13 protein-coding genes are annotated in these 17772 nt (G+C 70.3%); 9 read left to right on the top strand and 4 right to left on the bottom strand.

The window, feature by feature from the left end; genetic code table 11:
* Window positions 1–126: 126 nt before the first annotated feature.
* Together VFZ09_RS31620 and VFZ09_RS31615 are read right to left on the bottom strand one after the other, a co-directional pair.
* The gene (locus VFZ09_RS31620; protein ID WP_329731435.1) at window positions 127–372 is read right to left on the bottom strand and encodes a hypothetical protein; all 246 of its coding nucleotides are present in this window, start codon (window positions 370–372) and stop codon (window positions 127–129) included.
* Between the two features lie 212 nt (window positions 373–584).
* Complete coding sequence (locus VFZ09_RS31615) at window positions 585–1799, bottom strand: hypothetical protein (RefSeq protein ID WP_329731434.1); 1215 nt, start codon at window positions 1797–1799, stop codon at window positions 585–587.
* 156 nt (window positions 1800–1955) lie between these two features.
* On the opposite strand from VFZ09_RS31615, the gene VFZ09_RS31610 reads away from it, so the two are divergent.
* Both VFZ09_RS31610 and VFZ09_RS31605 read left to right on the top strand, forming a co-directional pair.
* Window positions 1956–4919 carry a sigma-54 dependent transcriptional regulator gene (locus VFZ09_RS31610; RefSeq protein ID WP_329731433.1) on the top strand — a complete coding sequence of 988 codons (2964 nt, stop codon included), beginning with the start codon at window positions 1956–1958 and terminating at the stop codon, window positions 4917–4919.
* Window positions 4920–5318: 399 nt separating this feature from the next.
* Window positions 5319–6284, top strand: a complete 966-nt coding sequence (locus tag VFZ09_RS31605; RefSeq protein WP_329731432.1) for a COX15/CtaA family protein — start codon at window positions 5319–5321, stop codon at window positions 6282–6284.
* A gap of 1 nt (window position 6285) precedes the next feature.
* Here VFZ09_RS31605 and VFZ09_RS31600 read toward each other — a convergent pair whose 3' ends face one another.
* A complete protein-coding gene (locus VFZ09_RS31600) occupies window positions 6286–7119 on the bottom strand; it encodes an SIR2 family NAD-dependent protein deacylase (protein WP_329731431.1) in 834 nt (277 codons plus the stop codon).
* Window positions 7120–7329: 210 nt separating this feature from the next.
* Here VFZ09_RS31600 and VFZ09_RS31595 point away from each other — a divergent pair, with 210 nt between their 5' ends.
* Window positions 7330–8190 carry an alpha/beta hydrolase gene (locus VFZ09_RS31595; protein WP_329731430.1) on the top strand — a complete coding sequence of 287 codons (861 nt, stop codon included), beginning with the start codon at window positions 7330–7332 and terminating at the stop codon, window positions 8188–8190.
* A gap of 93 nt (window positions 8191–8283) precedes the next feature.
* Window positions 8284–9285: an RNA ligase family protein gene (locus tag VFZ09_RS31590; RefSeq protein WP_329731429.1), complete on the top strand. Its 1002-nt coding sequence runs from the start codon at window positions 8284–8286 to the stop codon at window positions 9283–9285.
* Between the two features lie 21 nt (window positions 9286–9306).
* On the opposite strand, the gene VFZ09_RS31585 is transcribed toward VFZ09_RS31590, so the two are convergent.
* Window positions 9307–10083 carry a hypothetical protein gene (locus VFZ09_RS31585; RefSeq protein WP_329731428.1) on the bottom strand — a complete coding sequence of 259 codons (777 nt, stop codon included), beginning with the start codon at window positions 10081–10083 and terminating at the stop codon, window positions 9307–9309.
* Between the two features lie 250 nt (window positions 10084–10333).
* Here VFZ09_RS31585 and VFZ09_RS31580 point away from each other — a divergent pair, with 250 nt between their 5' ends.
* The 5 genes from VFZ09_RS31580 to VFZ09_RS31560 all read left to right on the top strand — a co-directional run bounded on the left by VFZ09_RS31580 (window position 10334) and on the right by VFZ09_RS31560 (window position 17744).
* Window positions 10334–11359 (top strand): kinetoplast-associated protein, encoded by a 1026-nt coding sequence (locus VFZ09_RS31580; protein WP_329731427.1) that lies wholly within the window; start codon window positions 10334–10336, stop codon window positions 11357–11359.
* 263 nt (window positions 11360–11622) lie between these two features.
* Window positions 11623–13323 carry an anti-phage dCTP deaminase gene (locus tag VFZ09_RS31575; RefSeq protein WP_329731426.1) on the top strand — a complete coding sequence of 567 codons (1701 nt, stop codon included), beginning with the start codon at window positions 11623–11625 and terminating at the stop codon, window positions 13321–13323.
* Window positions 13316–13855, top strand: coding sequence for a hypothetical protein (locus VFZ09_RS31570; protein WP_329731425.1), 540 nt, complete (start codon window positions 13316–13318; stop codon window positions 13853–13855). The genes VFZ09_RS31575 and VFZ09_RS31570 overlap by 8 nt, the downstream gene beginning before the upstream one ends.
* A gap of 214 nt (window positions 13856–14069) precedes the next feature.
* A complete protein-coding gene (ppdK, locus tag VFZ09_RS31565) occupies window positions 14070–16874 on the top strand; it encodes a pyruvate, phosphate dikinase (protein ID WP_329731424.1) in 2805 nt (934 codons plus the stop codon).
* A 33-nt stretch (window positions 16875–16907) separates the two neighbouring features.
* Window positions 16908–17744 carry a hypothetical protein gene (locus VFZ09_RS31560; RefSeq protein WP_329731423.1) on the top strand — a complete coding sequence of 279 codons (837 nt, stop codon included), beginning with the start codon at window positions 16908–16910 and terminating at the stop codon, window positions 17742–17744.
* The last annotated feature ends 28 nt before the right edge of the window (window positions 17745–17772 follow it).

Genomic DNA, 17772 nt, shown 5'->3' with positions numbered 1-17772 from the left:
GTCCGAAAATTGTCACCGGGTGCGCCTCACGGACGGCACCGTGCGCGGGTGGGGTGACAACGACTCCGGGCAGCTCGGGGATGGGACGTCGGGGCGGAGGAACAGGAGCACTCCGGGGAGCCCGGGTCAGGAGGAGGTCCCCGGCTCCTTCAGCACATCGGAGAGCCTCCTGGCGTGCAAGGCCCGCTCGAACCAGCGATCGAGCGTGGCCAGGTCCGTACACCCCAGGATGCGCTGGCGCGTCTTGTCACCCATGCGAACACCCCGGGCGGCGAGGATCCGAAGCACCGCCTTGGCCAATCCTTCGGCCAGTCCCTCCACCCGTCCCACCTTGCGTCCTTCCGCCCGGAGCCGCTGTCCCTCTGTCCACATCAGTGCCTCCACTCGTTGTTCCCGCATCACGCAACCCAACACCTGCCGGGTGACTTCTCCAGTAGTCTTCGTCCCCCGCTCCTGAAGGTAGTGGACGACCGCCTCCAGCTCCCGCCTTCCCTCGGGTGAGCCGTATAACTCCCTGAACAGGTCTACCTGATGCGTCAGGCGCGGGGCGCGACCGTCCACGCCGGTGGAAACCGTCTCCGCCGCTACCGCGTGGGCACCCGCGTCCGGGGCGGCGCGTCGCGGTGGACCTCCTCCAGCGCCTCGGCCACCGCGTCCATCTCCAGGCCGAGCTGCTCCACGCTGCGGCGCAGGCCCGCCCCCGCCACGTCCGCGCCCGCCGCGTCCGCCGAGCGCACCCGCAGCACCTGCGTGTAGAGATTCTCCAGCGTGTAGAACAGGCGCATGTGCTCGGCCTCCAGCCGCGAGGCCGCCGTCGCCAGCTCCGCCCGCTGCTTGCGCTGCTCATCCAACAGCCGCAACGCGCTCTCCAGCCGCTCCTTCACCACCGCGTCGCGCTCGGACTCCACCCGCGCCGCCAGCCTCGTGCGCTCCTCCTCCAGCCGGCGCTCCTCCTCCGGCGGGCTCAACGCGCGCAGCTCCCGCTCCCGCCGCGCCAGCTCATGGCAGCTCTTGCGCAGCCCCTCCACCGTCTGCTCCGGCTGGTGCACCACCTCCCGCAGCACCCCCGGCCCCGCGCGCAGCTCCGCCAGCAGCTTGTCGCACAGCGAGTCCACCCGCGCCGTCCTCGGGTCCTCCGCCTGCCGGGGTGCCTCCGCCCCGGCGGTCCGCTCGGGCGCCTCCTCCCGTGCCTCCTCCCGAGCCTCCTCGCCCGCGCCCAGCCCCTGCTTCTGCCGCTCCTGGAGCTGGTGCTGCCGGGCCCGGCCCAGAATCCCCGCCGCCGACGCCCCCATGCCCAGCGCCACGAAGATGAGCCACCACAGCGTGTGGACGTTCAGCACGGCCATTCCCGCCATCACCAGCGCCGCCAGCGCGAACACCCACCCCATCAGCGGGTTGGCCTCCTCCAGCTCCCGCTGCCGCTTGAGCGCGCGCCGCTGCTCCTTCAGCTGCTCGCGCGCCATGCGCCGCTCCCACTTGCGGCGCTCCTTCTTCTCCAGGTGCTCGCCCAGCGAGCCCACGTACTCCGCCCACTTCTCCACCCCCTTGGCCCACCGCTCCACCCCCTCGGCGTGCCGCTCCGCCCACCGCTCCACCCCCTGGGCCCACCGCTCCGCCCCCTTCTCCACCGCCTCGGCGTGCCGCTCCGCCCACCGCTCCATCTCCTCGGCGTGCTGGCGCTCCCACGTCTCCTTCCAGTGGGCGTGGCGCTTCTGGCCCTCCGCGAGGGCCTCCAGCATGCGGCGCAGGTGCTTCTGGAGGGGCAACTCGGGCGGTGGAGGAGGCGGTTGCGGAGCCATGGCTGTCTCCCGGCGGCGGCGGCGTTACGTCCCGGTGTTACACCGGGCGCGCCCTGTCTGCCCACGATTCGATGACGCTCCTTTCCCCACCCGGGGATGGATGCGGGGCGCCCGCCTGTTCGCAGGCCCACAGCAAGGTTTGCCCTTCCCCGCCAGATGAACGAAGAAGAGCGGGCGGTGGGGGGCCGCAAGGGGACGGCCGTGTCGAGGAACGAAGCAGAGGCATTGGGACCCGAGGCGATTCGCGCGCTGCGCGGAGAGCGGAGCCGGGCGGCGTTCGCCCGGCAGCTCGGAGTGACCCCCCTCACGGTGTACCGCTGGGAGCTCCCGGAGGCCGCCGCGCAGGCCCGCCGTCCCAGGGGCCGGGTGATGGAGGCCCTGCGCCAGCTCGCCGGGGGCGGCCAGCCAGCCCTGCCTCCCCCTCCCCGCCCGTCCCTCAGCCTGCTCCGGCAGGACATGTCGCGCGAGGAGCGCACCCGGCTGTCTCCCTGCCTGACGCTGCTGCAACGGGCCGACTGGCGGGCCGCGGAGGACGCGCTGCTGGGGCTGCTCACCTCGGGGTCCCTGCGCTCCACGGGCGCGCGCGCCCTGGCGGCGGCGGGCCTGGCCTACGTGTACCGCTGGGGCTTCGAGGACGTGCGGCGCGCCTTCACCGTGCTGCTGCCCCACCTGGACGAGGCCGAGGCGGGGGTGCTGCCCGACGACTCCGCCGCCCACGTGCACGCCATGGCCGCCAACCTCTTCGCCTCGCCGGACGGCCGCATCTTCGACGCGGGCAAGGTGAACGTGCACGTGGCGCGCGCCGAGGCGCTGCTGGGCCCCCACGTCTTCTCCAGCGGGGAGGTGCGCTGCCACCTGCGCGTGGCGGAGCTCGCCGCGGCCTTCTACCTCGTCACCCCCGAGCTCATCATCCGCCAGTACGGGCGGCTGGAGGAGGCCATCACGGGGGTGGCGGACCCGACGCTGCGGCTGGTGGCCTCGGATGCCATCGCCCACGAGACGGCCTTCCGGGGCGAGGCCTCGCTGGCCACCCGGCGCTTCCGCGAGACGGCGCAGAGCGCGGCGCGCATGGGCTATGCCTTCCTCGAGGCGCGCAACCTCGGCTTCCTCGCGCAGCGCCGGCTGGACGAGGCGTGCGCGCCCGACGAGGCGCTCGCCCTGGTGCGCCGCGCCCGCGAGGTGGCCTGGAGCGGACGCATCCCCCGGGGCATCTCCTTCGTCTACGCCGCGCGCGCGGAGGCGGACGCGCTGATGCGTCTGGGCCGCTTCACCGAGGCCGAGGCGGTGCTGGACCAGGCGGAGGCGGTGACCGAGGAGCTGCGCTGGACGCCGCACCACCTGGTGGGGCAGCGCACCCGCCTGCTGTACCTCACCGGCCGCTACGCGAACATCCGCGAGCTGGCGGCGCGCCTCTCCCGCTATGAGGGCCCCGTCCAGCAGTCCCTCACCCGCGTCTACGGCTGCTTCGCGGAGGCGCTGGCGGACTGGGCCGAGGGCCACGTGCAGCGGGCCGCGGAGGGCTACGCCACCGCCCACGCGCGGGTGCTGGAGGTGGGAGGCTGGCCCTACCTGCGGCGCGACTGCCTCATCGGCGAGGTGGGGACACGCGCCGCCGCGTTCCAGCTGCCGGAGGCCCGCGCGGCCCTGCGCCGGGCCCGCTCCATGCTGGAGCAGTTCCCCTCCGCCTGGCACACCGCGCTGCTGCACCGCCAGGAGGGCCTGCTGCTCGTGCGCGAGGGCCACTGGCGCGAGGCCCGCGAGAAGCTGGAAGCCTCGCTGGCCACCTTCACCCTCGCGGGAGATCAGCCCGAGGCCGCCCTCACCCGCCGCACGCTGGCCCTGACGGCGCGCGCCCTGGGGGAGCCGGGCACCGAGGCCGTGCTCGCCCAATGCGAGGAGGAGCTGCGCCGCTACGGCATCACCCCGCCCATGGACTTCAGCGCGGACCTTCCCCCCGCGCAGCACCCCCCCTCCCCGGAGGCGGCGCCCCGGCTGGGTGCCGAGTCGCTGGTGGTGCCCTTCGAGCGGCTCGCCGTGCGCGGCATGGGCGCGCCCCTCATCCAGCGCGAGCTGGTGGCGGTGCTCGAGGGACTCTTCCCCGGCCGCGCCGCGCGACTGGAGGAGCTGGACTCGCAAGGCCGCGCCACGCCGCTGCTGGGCGAGGCCGGCGTGCCCGCCAGCGAGTGGGTGGAGTTCGGTGACGGGTGTGGCCGCCGGCTGCGCGTGGGCGTGGCGGGCCCGCTGCCCGCGGATGGACGGGCCCTGCTGTGCGCCCTGGCGCGCCTTGCGGGCTTCGCGCTGGAGGTGGCCATGTTGCGCGGCTTCGCCCAGGCGGAGCCCCCGCTGCGCGAGCCCGAGAGCGCGCCCGAGGTGCCCGGCTTCATCGCCGCCTCGCCCGCCATGCGCAAGCTGAAGACGGAGCTGGCGGGGCTGAGCGGCTCGCGCGCCACCGTCATCGTCACCGGCGAGTCCGGCAGCGGCAAGGAGGTGGTGGCCCGCGCGCTCCACCAGCTGTCGGCCCGGGCCGAGCGGCCCTACGTCGCCTTCAACTGCGCCGCGGTGCCGCGCGAGCTCTTCGAGGGACAGCTCTTCGGCTACCGGCGCGGCGCCTACACGGGCGCGGCCACGGACCACCCGGGCGTCATCCGCGCCGCCCACGGGGGCACGCTCTTCCTGGACGAGATTGGAGAGCTGCCGCTCGAGGTGCAGCCCAAGCTGCTGCGCTTCCTGGAGAACGGCGAAATCTTCCCCCTGGGCGAGACGCGGCCGGCGCACGTGGACGTGCGCGTCATCGCCGCCACGCACAGGGATTTGGGACAGCTGGTGCGCGAGGGCCGCTTCCGCGAGGACCTCTACTACCGGCTGCAGGTGGTGCCCGTGCGCGTGCCCCCGCTGCGCGAGCGGCGCGAGGACATCATCGCCCTGGCACGCCACTTCGTGAACCAGCTCAGCCCCGAGGGGCGGGAGCCACCGCAGCTGGGGCCGGACGCGCTGGCGGCGCTGGTGGCGCACACCTGGCCCGGCAACGTGCGCGAGCTGCGCAACGTCATCGAGCGCTCGCTCGCCTTCGGCTCACTGCCAGCGGTGCTGGGGGCGGACAGGCTGCGCATCGCGGGCTGAAAAAGAACACCGCGGGCCAGGACAGGGGGCGAACCCGACCCGCGGTGCATGGCTACGACTACAGCCGTGAAAAGATGCGCTCGTGGGCCGAAGTGGGGGGCCTCCGGCCCACGGAGCGCTTCGGGCACCGAGGCGCCCGAACTCGAAATCGTTACCGAGAGGACATGTAGCAGGGGCCGTGCCAACGTTTTCGGGCCCTGGGAAGCCGTTTGGAAATCATCCAGGGGGCTTCCAGGAGCAGGCAGGCACATCCAGCGCCATATCCAGGATGAAGCCGGGGGGTTTTCGGATACCCGGTGGATATGGGTGGTGGTGAAGCGGGCGAGTAGCCAGACGTACGAGGCCGGAGGCTCGCGAGGGGGCGGCCGGGGGCGAAGTGGGCTAGGGAGGGGAGCGACGATGAGCGCTTCCGTGTCCTCCCGAGGCTTCCGAGTCCTGAGCTGGTCCACCCTCGTCTACACGCTGGCCGTGGTGCTGTGGGGCGCGTTCGTGCGTGCCACGGGCTCGGGGGCGGGGTGTGGAGACCACTGGCCGGTGTGCAACGGCGAGGTGGTGCCCCGCGCGCCCACCGTGCAGACGCTCATCGAGTACACGCACCGGCTGACAAGCGGGCTGGTGATGATCCTGGCGGTGGTGCTGTGCGTGTGGGGGGTGAGGGGGCACGCGAAGGGGCACCCGGTGCGCAAGGCGGCCATCTTCTCGCTCGTCTTCATGGTGACGGAGGCGGCGTTGGGGGCGGGGCTGGTGCTCTTCAAGATGGTGGCGGGCAACGAGTCGCTGGCGCGGGCGTGGTGGATGGCGGCGCACCTCATCAACACGTTCCTGCTGGTGGGGACGATGGCGCTGACGTGCTGGTTCGCGGGAGGCCGGGAGCGGCTGACGTGGCGCCAGCAGGGACTGACGGGGTGGCTGGTGGGCGGGAGCCTGGTGGGGCTGCTGGTGCTGGGGGTGAGCGGGGCCATCGCGGCGCTGGGGGACACGCTCTTCCCGGCGTCGAGCCTGGCGGACGGATTCCGCCAGGACATTTCGCCCACGGCGCACGTGCTGCTGCGGCTGAGGGTGCTGCACCCGGCGCTGGCGGTGGTGGTGGGAGCGCTGGTGGTGTTCTCGGCGACGACGGTGGCGCGGCTGAGGCCCTCGCCGGAGACGAAACGGGCGGCGGGGCAACTGGGCGTGCTCTACGGGCTGCAGCTGATGGCGGGAGTGGTGAACCTGTTGCTGCTGGCGCCGGTGTGGATGCAGCTGGTGCACCTGCTGATGGCGGACGTGGTGTGGATCGTCCTGGTGCGGCTGAGCGCGGCGGGGCTGGCGGTGGGAGCACCGAGGGCGGACGAGAGCCCGGCGCCAACCCCCTCACTCACCTGAGTCACCCGCGCTCCATCTCCTGTGCAATCCCCCGCAGTGCCTCCAGAGCACGCAGGGGAAGACTGATTCCCCCCGCGGGGACCTCCGGCTCGCGCACGTTGATGCGAATCAGCGTCCCCTGGCCAGTGGCCATCATGCGCTCGCAGAAGTGCCGCACCGAGGGAATCGCCGTCCCCGCGCCGCACTCGATGATGGCCAGCGAGCCGGGCTTCACCGCCTCCATCCACGCCGAGATCCGCTCCTCCTGAGCCTCTGTACGCGAGGAGTCCCACCCCCAGTCCCCGAACATGAGGATGTTGGGCCGCACGAGCGAGCCACAGCGCGGGCACGTGGGCAGGGGAGGCCGGGCGCGAAAACTCTCCGGGTCCACCTCCACGGAGTACGGAGCGGCGGAGGCAATCCCCTGGCAGGAGCCGAGGCACTGCACGTGGTGGATGGAGCCGTGGACCTCGAGCACCCGCTCCTCGGCGAAGCCGACCTTCTGGAACTGGCCGTCGACGTTGGAGGTGAAGACGAAGGAGCCGTGGCGCATGCGGGAGGCCCAGGTGCGCAGCAACTCGAAGCCGGGGTGGGGAGTCGTGGCGCGGTACAGCCCGAGCCGGTGGCCGTAGAAGCCCCAGGCGAACTCGGGGTCCTTCCGGAACCACTGGGGGTTGGCCATGGAGGCGAAGTCGAGCCCGAGCTTCGCGTAGGCCGGGTAGGCGCGCCAGAAGCCCTCGGTGCCGCGGAAGTCGGGCAGGCCCGAGTCGACGCCCATCCCGGCACCGGCGCCGATGAGGAGGGCCTCGGCGGAGCGGAGGACATCGGCGGCACGGCGGAGTTCCTGGCTGTTCACGGTCACCTCTCTCGCTGCTGGCTCGGGACGGCGCTCCTCCCAGCCTCAATCTTTCTTGACGAAGAAGCAAAAGAGACGACATGAGCGGGGTGTTTCATGACGCCATGGAACTCCGGAGCCAGCACGCGTGGAACACCTCTCCCACCCGGACGGCCTCCGTGCCCCACCGCGCCCCCCGGTATGTTGGCGCCCCACTTCAGGAGGAGCGCCATGCCACGTTGGATACTCGGTCTGTTCGTTCTCACCTGGCTCGGATGCGCCACGACGCGCCCGGCCACGCCATCCGGACAGGAGACCTTCACCTTCGTCGAGGGCGGGGCCGGCAAGCTCCGCGTCTCCGATGGAGGAAGCGGCGGCACGCCGGTGGTCTTCGTCCACGGACTCGGCGCGGACCTGGAGGTCTGGCGCGCGCAGCTCGACCACGTCCGGGCCTCGCGCCGGGCCGTGGCCCATGACCAGCGAGGCCATGGCGGCTCGCAGCCCGCGAGCGACGGCGTCTACACCATCAAGGCCCTCGCGGAGGACCTGGACCGCGTGGTGCGCGCGCTGGGCATCGAGCGCTTCGTGCTGGTGGGCCACAGCATGTCCGGCAGCGTCATCTCCGCCTACGCCGCGAAGCATCCGGAGAAGCTGGCCGCGCTCCTCTACGTCGACGCGGTGGGCGACGTGAGCCAGGCGCCCCAGGAGATGAAGGACTGGTTCAACAAGCCCCCGGAAGGCTACGGGCCCGCGCAGGTGCAAGCGGAGTTCGCGCAGATGCTCGGCCCCAAGGCCCGGCCCGTGACGCGCGAGCACGTCCTGGCCTCGGTCGGCCGTGTCGACCCCACCACCATCGTCGCCCTGCGCCGCTCCATGGGCGCGTTCTCGCCGCGCCCCGGACTGGACCGCTACACCGGGCCGCGCTTCGCCATCGAGGCCCAGGGCGCCGCGGAGGAGAACCCCTTCACCGCCTCGCGCAGCATCCCCGGGGTCACCACCACCACCGTGCCCGACGTCTCGCACTGGCTCATGATGGACGACCCCCAGGGCTTCAACCGGGCCCTCGACGCCGTGCTGGTCCAGGTCCCCTGAAGTCCACGGACGCGGGCCGGTCAGGAAGCGCGCCGGCCCCGCGTCCGGGACCGCGGGACGCGCACTCCGCCCGCCCCGCCCGGAGACCCCGCCATGGAGAGAAAGCTCGTATCCGTCCAGCGCATCGACCACCTCGAGCCCATCTCGGGAGCCGACAACATCCTCAAGGCGCGGGTGATGGGCTGGGACGTCGTGGTCAAGAAGGGCGAGTTCTCCCCGGGCGACCCCTGCGTCTTCTTCGAGATCGACAGCCTGCTGCCCGAGAGCGCCCCGTGGGCGGAGTTCATGCGGCCCCGAGGCTTCCGGGTGAAGACGGCGCGCCTGAGGGGCGTGCTGTCGCAGGGGCTCGCCCTGCCCGTCTCCATCCTTCCCGGCGAGGTGCCGCCCCAGGGCACCGACGTGCGCGACGTGCTCGGCGTCGTGAAGTACGAGCCCGTGGTGACCGACACGCGAGAGGTCTCCGGTGCCTTCCCGGGCCAGGTGCCCAGGACGGATGAGATCCGCCTCCAGTCGGCGCTGGGCGTGCTGGAGGAGCTGCGCGGCCACGACTTCTACGTGACGACGAAGCTGGATGGGACCTCGGCGACCTTCTTCCGGCCGCTGGAGGGCGAGCTGGTGGCGTGCTCGCGCAACTGGGCGCTGACGCGCGAGGTCTCGCACCCGGCGTGGCGCATGGCCGGGAAGTACGAGCTCGACACCGTGCTCCCGCCCGGCTTCGCCGTGCAGGGCGAGGTGTGTGGCCCCGGCATCCAGAAGAACCGCCTGGGCCTCGCCGAGCCGGACCTGTTCGTCTTCAGCGTCCACGACACGCGGAGCGGGCGCGCCCTCGGCCATGCCGAGCTCGTCGCGTTCTGCGCGGAGCACGGGCTGCGCACGGTGCCGGTGGAGCACGTCGTCACGGGCGAGGCCGCGCGGACGTTCGAGCACGGCCTGGAGCACTACCTGAAGCTCGCCCAGGGCTTCTACCCGGGCACGCGCAACCGCAAGGAGGGCATCGTGGTGCGCCCCCTCGCCGAGCGGCACTCGCCCACGCTCGGCGGCAGGCTGTCGTTCAAGGTCATCAACAACGACTTCCTGCTCAAGGACGAGGACTGAAGCGGAACCGCGGCGCCCGGCTCAGAGCACCTCGCTCGAGTCCAGGGCGCCGCGCCCCGTGTCGGTGCACAGGTAGAGCTCGCTCGTGGCGTGCAGCCCTTTCTCGTCGGCGTGCACCCGCAGCACCCGCTCCCGCTCGCTGCCGTGGTCCCCGCACGGCGTCTCGACCGACTCGATTCGCGCCGAGCCCCGCAGCCTCGCCCAGGTCTCCGGCTCCAGCACCAGGGGCGTGCCGGGATGCTCGGCGGTGCCCAGCGCGCGTACGCGTCCATCGCGCCGGTCCACGCCGATGAGCACCGCCTCGCGCATGCCGCACCCGTAGGCCTGCGTCTGCAGCACGAACTCGCGCGCCTGCCCGTCATGGTCATAGTCCCCGAGCACCATCGCCCGCACGCGCTTGCGGCGGCCGAGCACCCGGAGCCGCTCACCGGGGTCGATGGATTCGTCATCCGCGGCCGGCTCCCAGCCGCGCAACATCGCCAGGGGGGGCGCCCCGCCCGGCCCGGCATCGGCGAACAACGGAGAGAGCGGGAGACGCTCCTCGGGCCCTCCCGGGCGCGAGCGCACGAGCTCCAACGCGCCACGCTCCCCCTGCGCGAAACCCTCGCAGGGACACGAGACGCCCTCCGTCTCGAAGCACGCGAGCGCGGGAGGCTCCTTCCACTCGAGCCGCCAGCGCTCGGTGACGCCGTCCACCTTCACGCGAATCTCCTCGCGCACCACCGGCTTCCGGGAGCGCGCCACGCCCACGCCCGCCCCCAGCACCACGCCCACCGCCAGCCATGTCCACTGCCTCATCCGGGCCTCCTTCCACGCACGCGTGCGTAGGCCTTTCCCTACCGTACCAGCGAGGTTGCGTGGAGGGGTGGGTCTGACATCCCAGGTCTGGTGCGGAAAACCCCTTCCGGGAGCCTCCTCGGAGCCCGGGGAATGTCAGACCCATTGGGTATTTCTTACGCATGGCCGCCCGAGAGGGGGCCGAGCACTCCCACCGCCACGTCCGGGCCCTACCTGAGAGGACCCGGACCCGACCTGGAGCATCACACACATGGCTACTCGCACCGCCGCCGCCCGCAAGGCCTCCCGCAGCCGCACCACCGAGCAGACCAAGGCCGCCTTCGAGGAGTTGGCCCGGAAGAACCGCAACAAGCCGGTGGTCTCGGCCAAGGAGCAGGAGGCGCGCACCACCCACGCCAAGAGCGTGCTGACGGACGTCTCCAGCCTCACGGCCGAGTCCGCGGTGAAGAAGGTCACCGAGGCGGGCCTCACCATCAACCGCACCCTGGCCGGCATCAACGAGCAGGTGATGGCGCTGGTGGAGGAGCTCAAGCAGCTGGACGAGGCCATCCAGCTCAAGACGGAGGAGCTCACGGCCCTGCACGGCCAGGACATCGCCGCGAGCGCCATCGACGTGCTGGTGGCCGAGTACGACCGGAAGAAGGAGGAGCTGCAGGCGGAGATGGAGCGGCTGCAGAAGGAGATCGCCGACACGCGCACGAAGTTCGCCCAGGACCTGGCGGCCGAGCGGGACGCGCTCGAGGTGGCGCGCAAGCGGGCGGAGGAGGAGTACACGTACGCCATGCAGCTGTCGCGCAAGAAGGAGCAGGACGCCTTCGCCGAGCAGATGCGGGTGCAGTCCGCCGCCGAGCGCGACCGCAAGGAGAAGCTGGAGAAGGAGTGGGCGGTGCGCGAGGAGGCGCTGAAGCTGCGCGAGAAGGAGCTGGAGGATCTGCGCAAGCAGGTGGCGGACTTCCCGGCGGTGCTGAAGAAGGAGACGGGCGCGGCGGCGGCCATCGCGAGCAACCAGGTGAAGTCCGACTGGGAGCTGAAGTTCACCCTGGCGCAGAAGGACGCCGAGACGGCGCAGCGCGTGGCCAGCATGGAGATTGCGTCCCTGAAGGAGACCAACGCCAAGCAGGCGCAGGCCATCCTCTCGCTGCAGACGGAGCTGAACGAGGCCAAGCGTCAGGTGCAGGCCATCGCCGAGAAGGCGCTGGAGTCGGCCTCGGGTGCTCGCGCGCTGGCCGAGGTGCAGGGCGTCATCGCCAGCCGGGACTACACCAAGGGCAAGTAGTCCAGCGATTGGACAGCATGGGGGGACCTGGGCACAGGCGCACACACCGCCTGTGCTCCCGAACGAACCGGGAGTGGCAACGGCTCGTACGTGAACACGATTGGCGGATGAAGGATTGTGGAGTACATGCCGCCGCCCCAGCGCGGGCTTCCGTGCCGCTGGGGCATCAACGTACGCTGACCCTAATGAGCACCAAGGCTGCCGAAGCCATTCCTCTTTCCTCAAGGCCAACCCATGCGACTCCTGGGTCTGGGGCCCAGGAAATGTTCAAGGCCCACGCGGCTCATGAGCTCGTCTTCGCCGTGGTGGGTCATGTCGGCTCGGGCACGAGCACCATCGCCCAGAAGCTGAAGGAACTTCTGGAAGACGAGGCCCTTCCCAGTGGCGCCTACGAAGTGACGCTCCTGAAGGCACGGGACGAGATCATCGATTGGGCCCACCAGCGGCAAGGGACCCTGGCGGAGTTGCTGGCGGACGACACGGTATCGGGCACTGCCTACGAGTCGACGCTTCGGCAGGTCCGGGAGGAGTTCATTACGTGGGCCAGCAAAGGGGAACTGGCCAAGAGGTTGCAGCGTAGCAACCTTCACCACGCCACGATGCTGCAGAACCTCGGCGATGCCATGCGCAAGGAACGCAACGACCACACGGCCGTCGCGAACGCGCTCTGTCGGAAGGTCCGCCAGACTCGTGCTTTCAGGCAGGGCACTGATGCCTCAGGCCGAACCCCCATCCACCCTGACGGCAAGCGCCGCGCCTACATTCTCGATGCGCTCCGCCATCCTGCGGAGGCCCTCCTTCTGCGGAGCATCTACCGCAATGCCTTCGCGCTCATCGGCGTCGTCTGTGATGAGAGAGTGCGATTGGGAAGGCTCGTGGAAAAGTTCAGCAACGCGGGCCGCAAGGACGCGGAGCTCTTCATGCAACGAGACGCCAAGGCCAGGGAGAAGTACGGCCAACGGGTCTCGGACGCATTCCACCTGTCCGACTACTTCCTCGACAACAGCGAGGAGCGGTTCAAGAGGGACGGACGAACCGCCAACCCCGACTGGGACATACCCGACCAGTTGTCACGCCTGGTCAAGATCATCACCCACAGTGAGGTGGTCCGCCCAAGGACGTCCGAGACCGCCATGCATGCGGCCTACGGTGCGCAGATGCGTAGCGCCTGCATGTCGCGACAGGTCGGTGCCTCGTTGGTCGATGCTGCCGGCAACCTCGTGGCCACTGGAGCCAATGAGGTCCCTCGCGCCGGTGGCGGGGTGTACGGCGAGGGTTTCGACACACCCGAGGGGCACGACCACCGGTGCGTCTACCAGCGGCATCCAGACGGCAAGAAACCCTTCTGTAGCAACACCCAGGAGCAGAACTCCATCATCGAGGAACTGCTGGGACAGATTCCCGCGTTGGCTCAATTCCAGGGCGAGCAACGAGAAGAACTCAAGAAAGCGCTACGCAGTTCCCGGATTGGCGGGCTGCTCGAGTTCAGTCGTGCCGTTCACGCGGAGATGGATGCATTGCTGAGCGCAGCACGTAAAGGCATCTCTACCGCTGGCAGCCGACTCTTCGTGACCACCTTTCCATGTCACTACTGCGCCCGCCACATCGTGGGCGCAGGAGTGGATGAGGTGCAGTACATCGAACCCTATCCGAAGAGCCGCGCGCTGGACCTCCACGAGGACTCCATCACCATGACTGTTCGTGACTGGCTGCGGCCAAGTGCTCCGAAGAAGCACGAGGGCCAGGAAGAGCTGGAGAGGAAGGTGCTCTTCAGGCCGTTCACGGGGGTAGCGCCTCGTATGTACGCACGGGCCTTCCTCAAGGACCGGGAGCTCAAATCCGCGGTGGACGGCACCCTGCAGTTTGGCGAGCCCGATTGGGAGACGGCCTGGGACATCAGCAAGGGGAGCTACGTGGAGTTGGAGGCCAGGCTCATGCAGGACGTGGAGGCGTCACATGGCTAGAGAGGGAACGGTCTCTCATCTCCGGTTGGTGGTCGAGCCCACGAAGCAGGCTGCGGTCAAGCCACCCGCGAAACGTCACGAACCGAGTGCTCAGCGCTCGCTCTTTCCTGAGCCGTCTGCGCTGCTGGGTCTTGTGGACATGTCGGGTGCTCGGGCAGGCACCTTCACTGCGCTGCTCGAAGACGTTCGCCCAAGATGGCTGATGGACCTCCGGGCCGTCCCTCGATTCGACATGGGTGTCATGAACCGGAAGCTGTTCTTCAACCTCTTCGAGCGGCTCCAAATCCGATACCGCGACATCTCGGGGCTGGCGGGAATCACCACACGCAAAGACGCCAGCCTCAGCTCGGGTGCCGTAGCAAGTACCCTCAACACCCTGCTGGCCGAGGAACCGTCTTCCCAAGGGACAGGCCCCCTCCTGCTCTTGATGGATGACACGGCGCGCGTAGCCGTGGCGGAGAGGGTCTTGCCGCCTCTACTGGAGCCAAAACCCAGGGGGGGATGGCAGATTCAGCTCTTCAAGACTCAGTAGGCGGCAATACACCCAGGGCAAGTAGTAGGAGCTCCAGGTTGCGAGGGAGCAGGCAAAGCTTGCGCCCTTGGACGGCGCGCCCCCAGTTTGGAGCACGGGGGCCGCAGGAATTGCGCGCCGGGCGACGGTTGATCGCCCTGAAGTACGGCTGGCACGGCACGTGCTGCGACTCCGCTTGCGTGGTTTCCACGCCCTTTTCTCGGAGTTGCTCACCATGCCCCGCCGCGCCCAACCCGGACCCCGGCTCGCCCGCGCCCCCAAGAGCGCCCGCGTCTCCAAGACGGCCCGTGTCTCCAAGCGTCCCCGCGCCTCCAAGGCCACGCGGGAGAAGTGGGTGTACCTCTTCGACGAGGGCCGTGGAGACATGAAGGAGCTGCTGGGCGGCAAGGGGGCCAACCTCGCCGAGATGACGCGCATCGGGCTGCCCGTGCCGCCCGGCTTCATCGTCACCACGCGGGCCTGCAACGCCTTCCTCGCCGCGGGCAGCCGCTTCCCCGAGGGCCTCTGGGAGCAGGCGCTCGCGGCGCTGCGCAAGCTGGAGAAGCGGGCGGGCCGCACCTTCGGGGACCCGGACAACGCCCTGCTCGTGTCCTGCCGCTCCGGCGCGCGCTTCTCCATGCCGGGGATGATGGACACCATCCTCAACCTCGGGCTGAACGACGCGGTGGTGGTGGGCCTCGCCGCCGAGACGGGGGATGCGCGCTTCGCCTATGACGCCTACCGCCGCCTGGTGCAGATGTTCGGCACGGTGGTGCTGGACCTGCCCGACGAGCCCTTCGAGCACGTGCTGGAGGAGTACCGGCGCCAGCGGGGCCTGGAGAACGACGCGGCGCTGCCCGCCGAGGACTTGAAGGCCATCACCCAGGCCTTCCAGCGCATCATCCGCGAGAAGACGGGGCGGGACTTCCCCCAGGAGCCCATCGAGCAACTGCGGCTGGCCACCGAGGCGGTGTTCCGCAGCTGGAATGGCAAGCGCGCGGTGGACTACCGCAACGCGGCGGGTATCGCGCATGACCTGGGCACGGCCGTGAACATCGTTACCATGGTGTTCGGCAACCGGGGCGAGGGCTCGGGCACCGGCGTGGTGACGACGCGCAACGTGTCCACCGGCGAGCCGGAGATGGAGGGCGACTACCTCTCCAACGCCCAGGGCGAGGACGTGGTGTCGGGCACGCGCCCCACGCTGCGCATCTCCGCCCTGAAGGAGCTGCACCCGAAGCTCTACGCCCAGCTGGAGCGCTACTGCGGGAAGCTCGAGCGGCACTTCCGCGACGTGCAGGACGTGGAGTTCACCATCGAGCAGGGCAAGCTGTGGATGCTGCAGACGCGCGACGCCAAGCGCACGGCGCAGGCGGCGGTGCGCATCGCGGTGGAGCTGGCCCGGGAGAAGCGCATCTCCCGCCAGGAGGCCGTGCTGCGGGTGAAGCCGGAGCAGATCGACTTCTTCCTGCACCCCCAGTTCGCTCCGTCGGACAAGAAGGCGGCGAAGGAGCGGGGGGACCTGCTGGCCACCGGGTTGAACGTGTCGCCGGGCGCGGCCAGTGGCGTGGTGGCCCTGGACGCCGACACCGCCGAGCGCTGGAGCAAGGAGGAGAAGAAGGCCGTCATCATGGTGCGCCCCGAGACGAAGCCGGACGACGTGCACGGCATGCTGGCGGCGCAGGGCATCCTCACCAGCCGCGGTGGACGCACCAGCCACGCCGCCCTGGTGGCGCGGCAGTTCGGCAAGCCCGCGGTGGTGGGCGTCTCGGCCATGGAGGTGGACTGCGAGAAGCGGCAGCTCACCATCGCCGGGCGCGTCATCCGCGAGGGGGAGCTGGTCTCCATCGACGGCACCACCGGCGAGCTCTTCGCGGGCAGGCTGCAAACCATCATCCCGGACCTGAAGGACGCGTACATCCTCGAGCTGCTGCGGTGGGCGGACGGCTTCCGCGAGATGGGCGTGTACGCGAACGCGGACTACCCGCGTGACGCCGAGCGGGCCCGGGAGCTCGGCGCCGAGGGCATCGGCCTGTGCCGCACCGAGCACATGTTCTTCGAGACGGACCGCCTGCCCCACGTGCAGCGGATGATTCTCGCCCGGAGCGACGCGGAGCGGGACGAGGCGCTCGCGACGCTGCTCCCCTTCCAGCGCGAGGACTTCCTCGGGCTGTTCCGGACGATGAACGGGCAGCCCGTCACCATCCGGCTCATCGACCCGCCCCTGCACGAGTTCCTCCCCAACCACGACGAGCTGCTGCACGACGTCACCGCGCTGGAGACGCGGCTGGAGTTCTTGAAGGGCAAGCCCGAGGCGAAGGGCCTGGAGGAGCGGCTCGCCCAGAAGCGGCGCCTGCTGGAGGCGGTGGAGTCGATGCGCGAGGCCAACCCCATGCTGGGCCTGCGCGGGGTGCGGCTGGGCATCCACCTGCCGGCGCTCGTCCGCATGCAGGTGCGGGCCATCTTCGAGGCCGCGTGCCAGTGCACCCGGGAAGGCGTGCGCGTCTTCCCCAAGGTGATGATTCCGCTCATCGCGCACAGCAACGAGCTGCGCGTGGAGAAGGAGCTGCTGGAGACCGAGGCCCGCGCGGTGATGAAGGAGCAGGGCGTGAAGGTGGCGTACCAGTTCGGGACGATGATCGAAATCCCCCGGGCGGCGCTCACCGCGGATCAGATCGCCCAGGACGCGGAGTTCTTCTCCTTCGGGACGAACGACCTCACGCAGACGACCTACGGCATCTCGCGGGATGACGCGGAGACGGGCTTCCTCAGCGAGTACCTGCAGAAGCGCATCCTCCCGGAGAATCCCTTCGCCACGATCGACCAGCGGGGCGTGGGGGCGCTCATGGAGATGGCGGTGAAGCTGGGCCGGGGGACGCGGCCGAAGCTGAACATCGGCATCTGCGGCGAGCACGGCGGAGACCCGAAGACGATCGCCTTCTGCCACCGCATCGGGCTGGACTACGTGTCGTGCTCGCCCTACCGGGTGCCCATCGCGCGCCTGGCCGCGGCCCACGCCGCGCTCAAGCACGAGACCTGAGGCAAGGTGATAGAAAGGGAGGCCATGGGTGCCATGACCTCCCCGTCCATCCGTCCTCCGCCGCGCCTGCGGTGGCTGCTCGCCCCGCTGGTGCTGCTCACGCTCACCGGCTGCTTCGATCTGCTGCAGGAGATCTGGATCCTCCCCGATGGCTCGGGGCGCGTGGTGTTGGACGTGGGCCTGCCGAGGTCGTTCCTGGACCTCGCGCGGACGCAGGGGAAGGACCCGCTCGAGGAGATGCGCGCGGACGCCAAGGCCACCGAGGCCGAGTTGAAGAACGACCCGGACGTGACGAAGTTCGAGTTCCGGGAGTACGAGGAGAACGGGCAGCAGCACCTCGTGTACGACCTGACAGTGAGGGACGCCACCCGGCTGGGCGAGTTGCAGAAACGGGCGATGGAGCGGAGCACCGCGGCGAGGCAGGCGAAGCAGGGCAAGAGCAAGGCGGACATGGGCTTCCAGATCGAGCGCCGCGGGTTCGGCGAGTACGTCTTCGTCCAGCGCTTCGGCGAGCCGAAGAACGAGCCCGGCGCCCCGGACGGCACGAAGGATCCGGCGGAGCGGATGGCCAAGGACTTCGGAACGCAGATGGCCCGGGCGCTGATGGGCAGCCACTTCTTCGTCATCCGCGTGCACGGGCAGACGATCCCGGAGACGAACGGCACGCTCAACGAGAAGAAGGACACGGTGGAGTGGAAGTACAGCCTGGTGGACCTGGTGGACGAGACCGTCCGGGGCACGGAGCTGCGCGCGGTGGTGCAGGCTGCGCCTCCGCTCTGGCTGTGGCCGGTGGTGCTGGGCGTGCCCCTGCTCGTGCTGGTGCTGGCGGTGATGGCGGCCCGGCGGCAGCGGGCCCGGCGCGCTGTCTGAACCGGCCACCTCCCGGGCGCCCCCAATC

The sequence above is a fragment of the Archangium sp. genome, from assembly GCF_036277355.1.
Lineage (GTDB): Bacteria > Myxococcota > Myxococcia > Myxococcales > Myxococcaceae > Archangium.
Note: the sequence above shows the minus strand (reverse complement) of the source record. Positions and strands in the feature narration are given on the sequence as shown.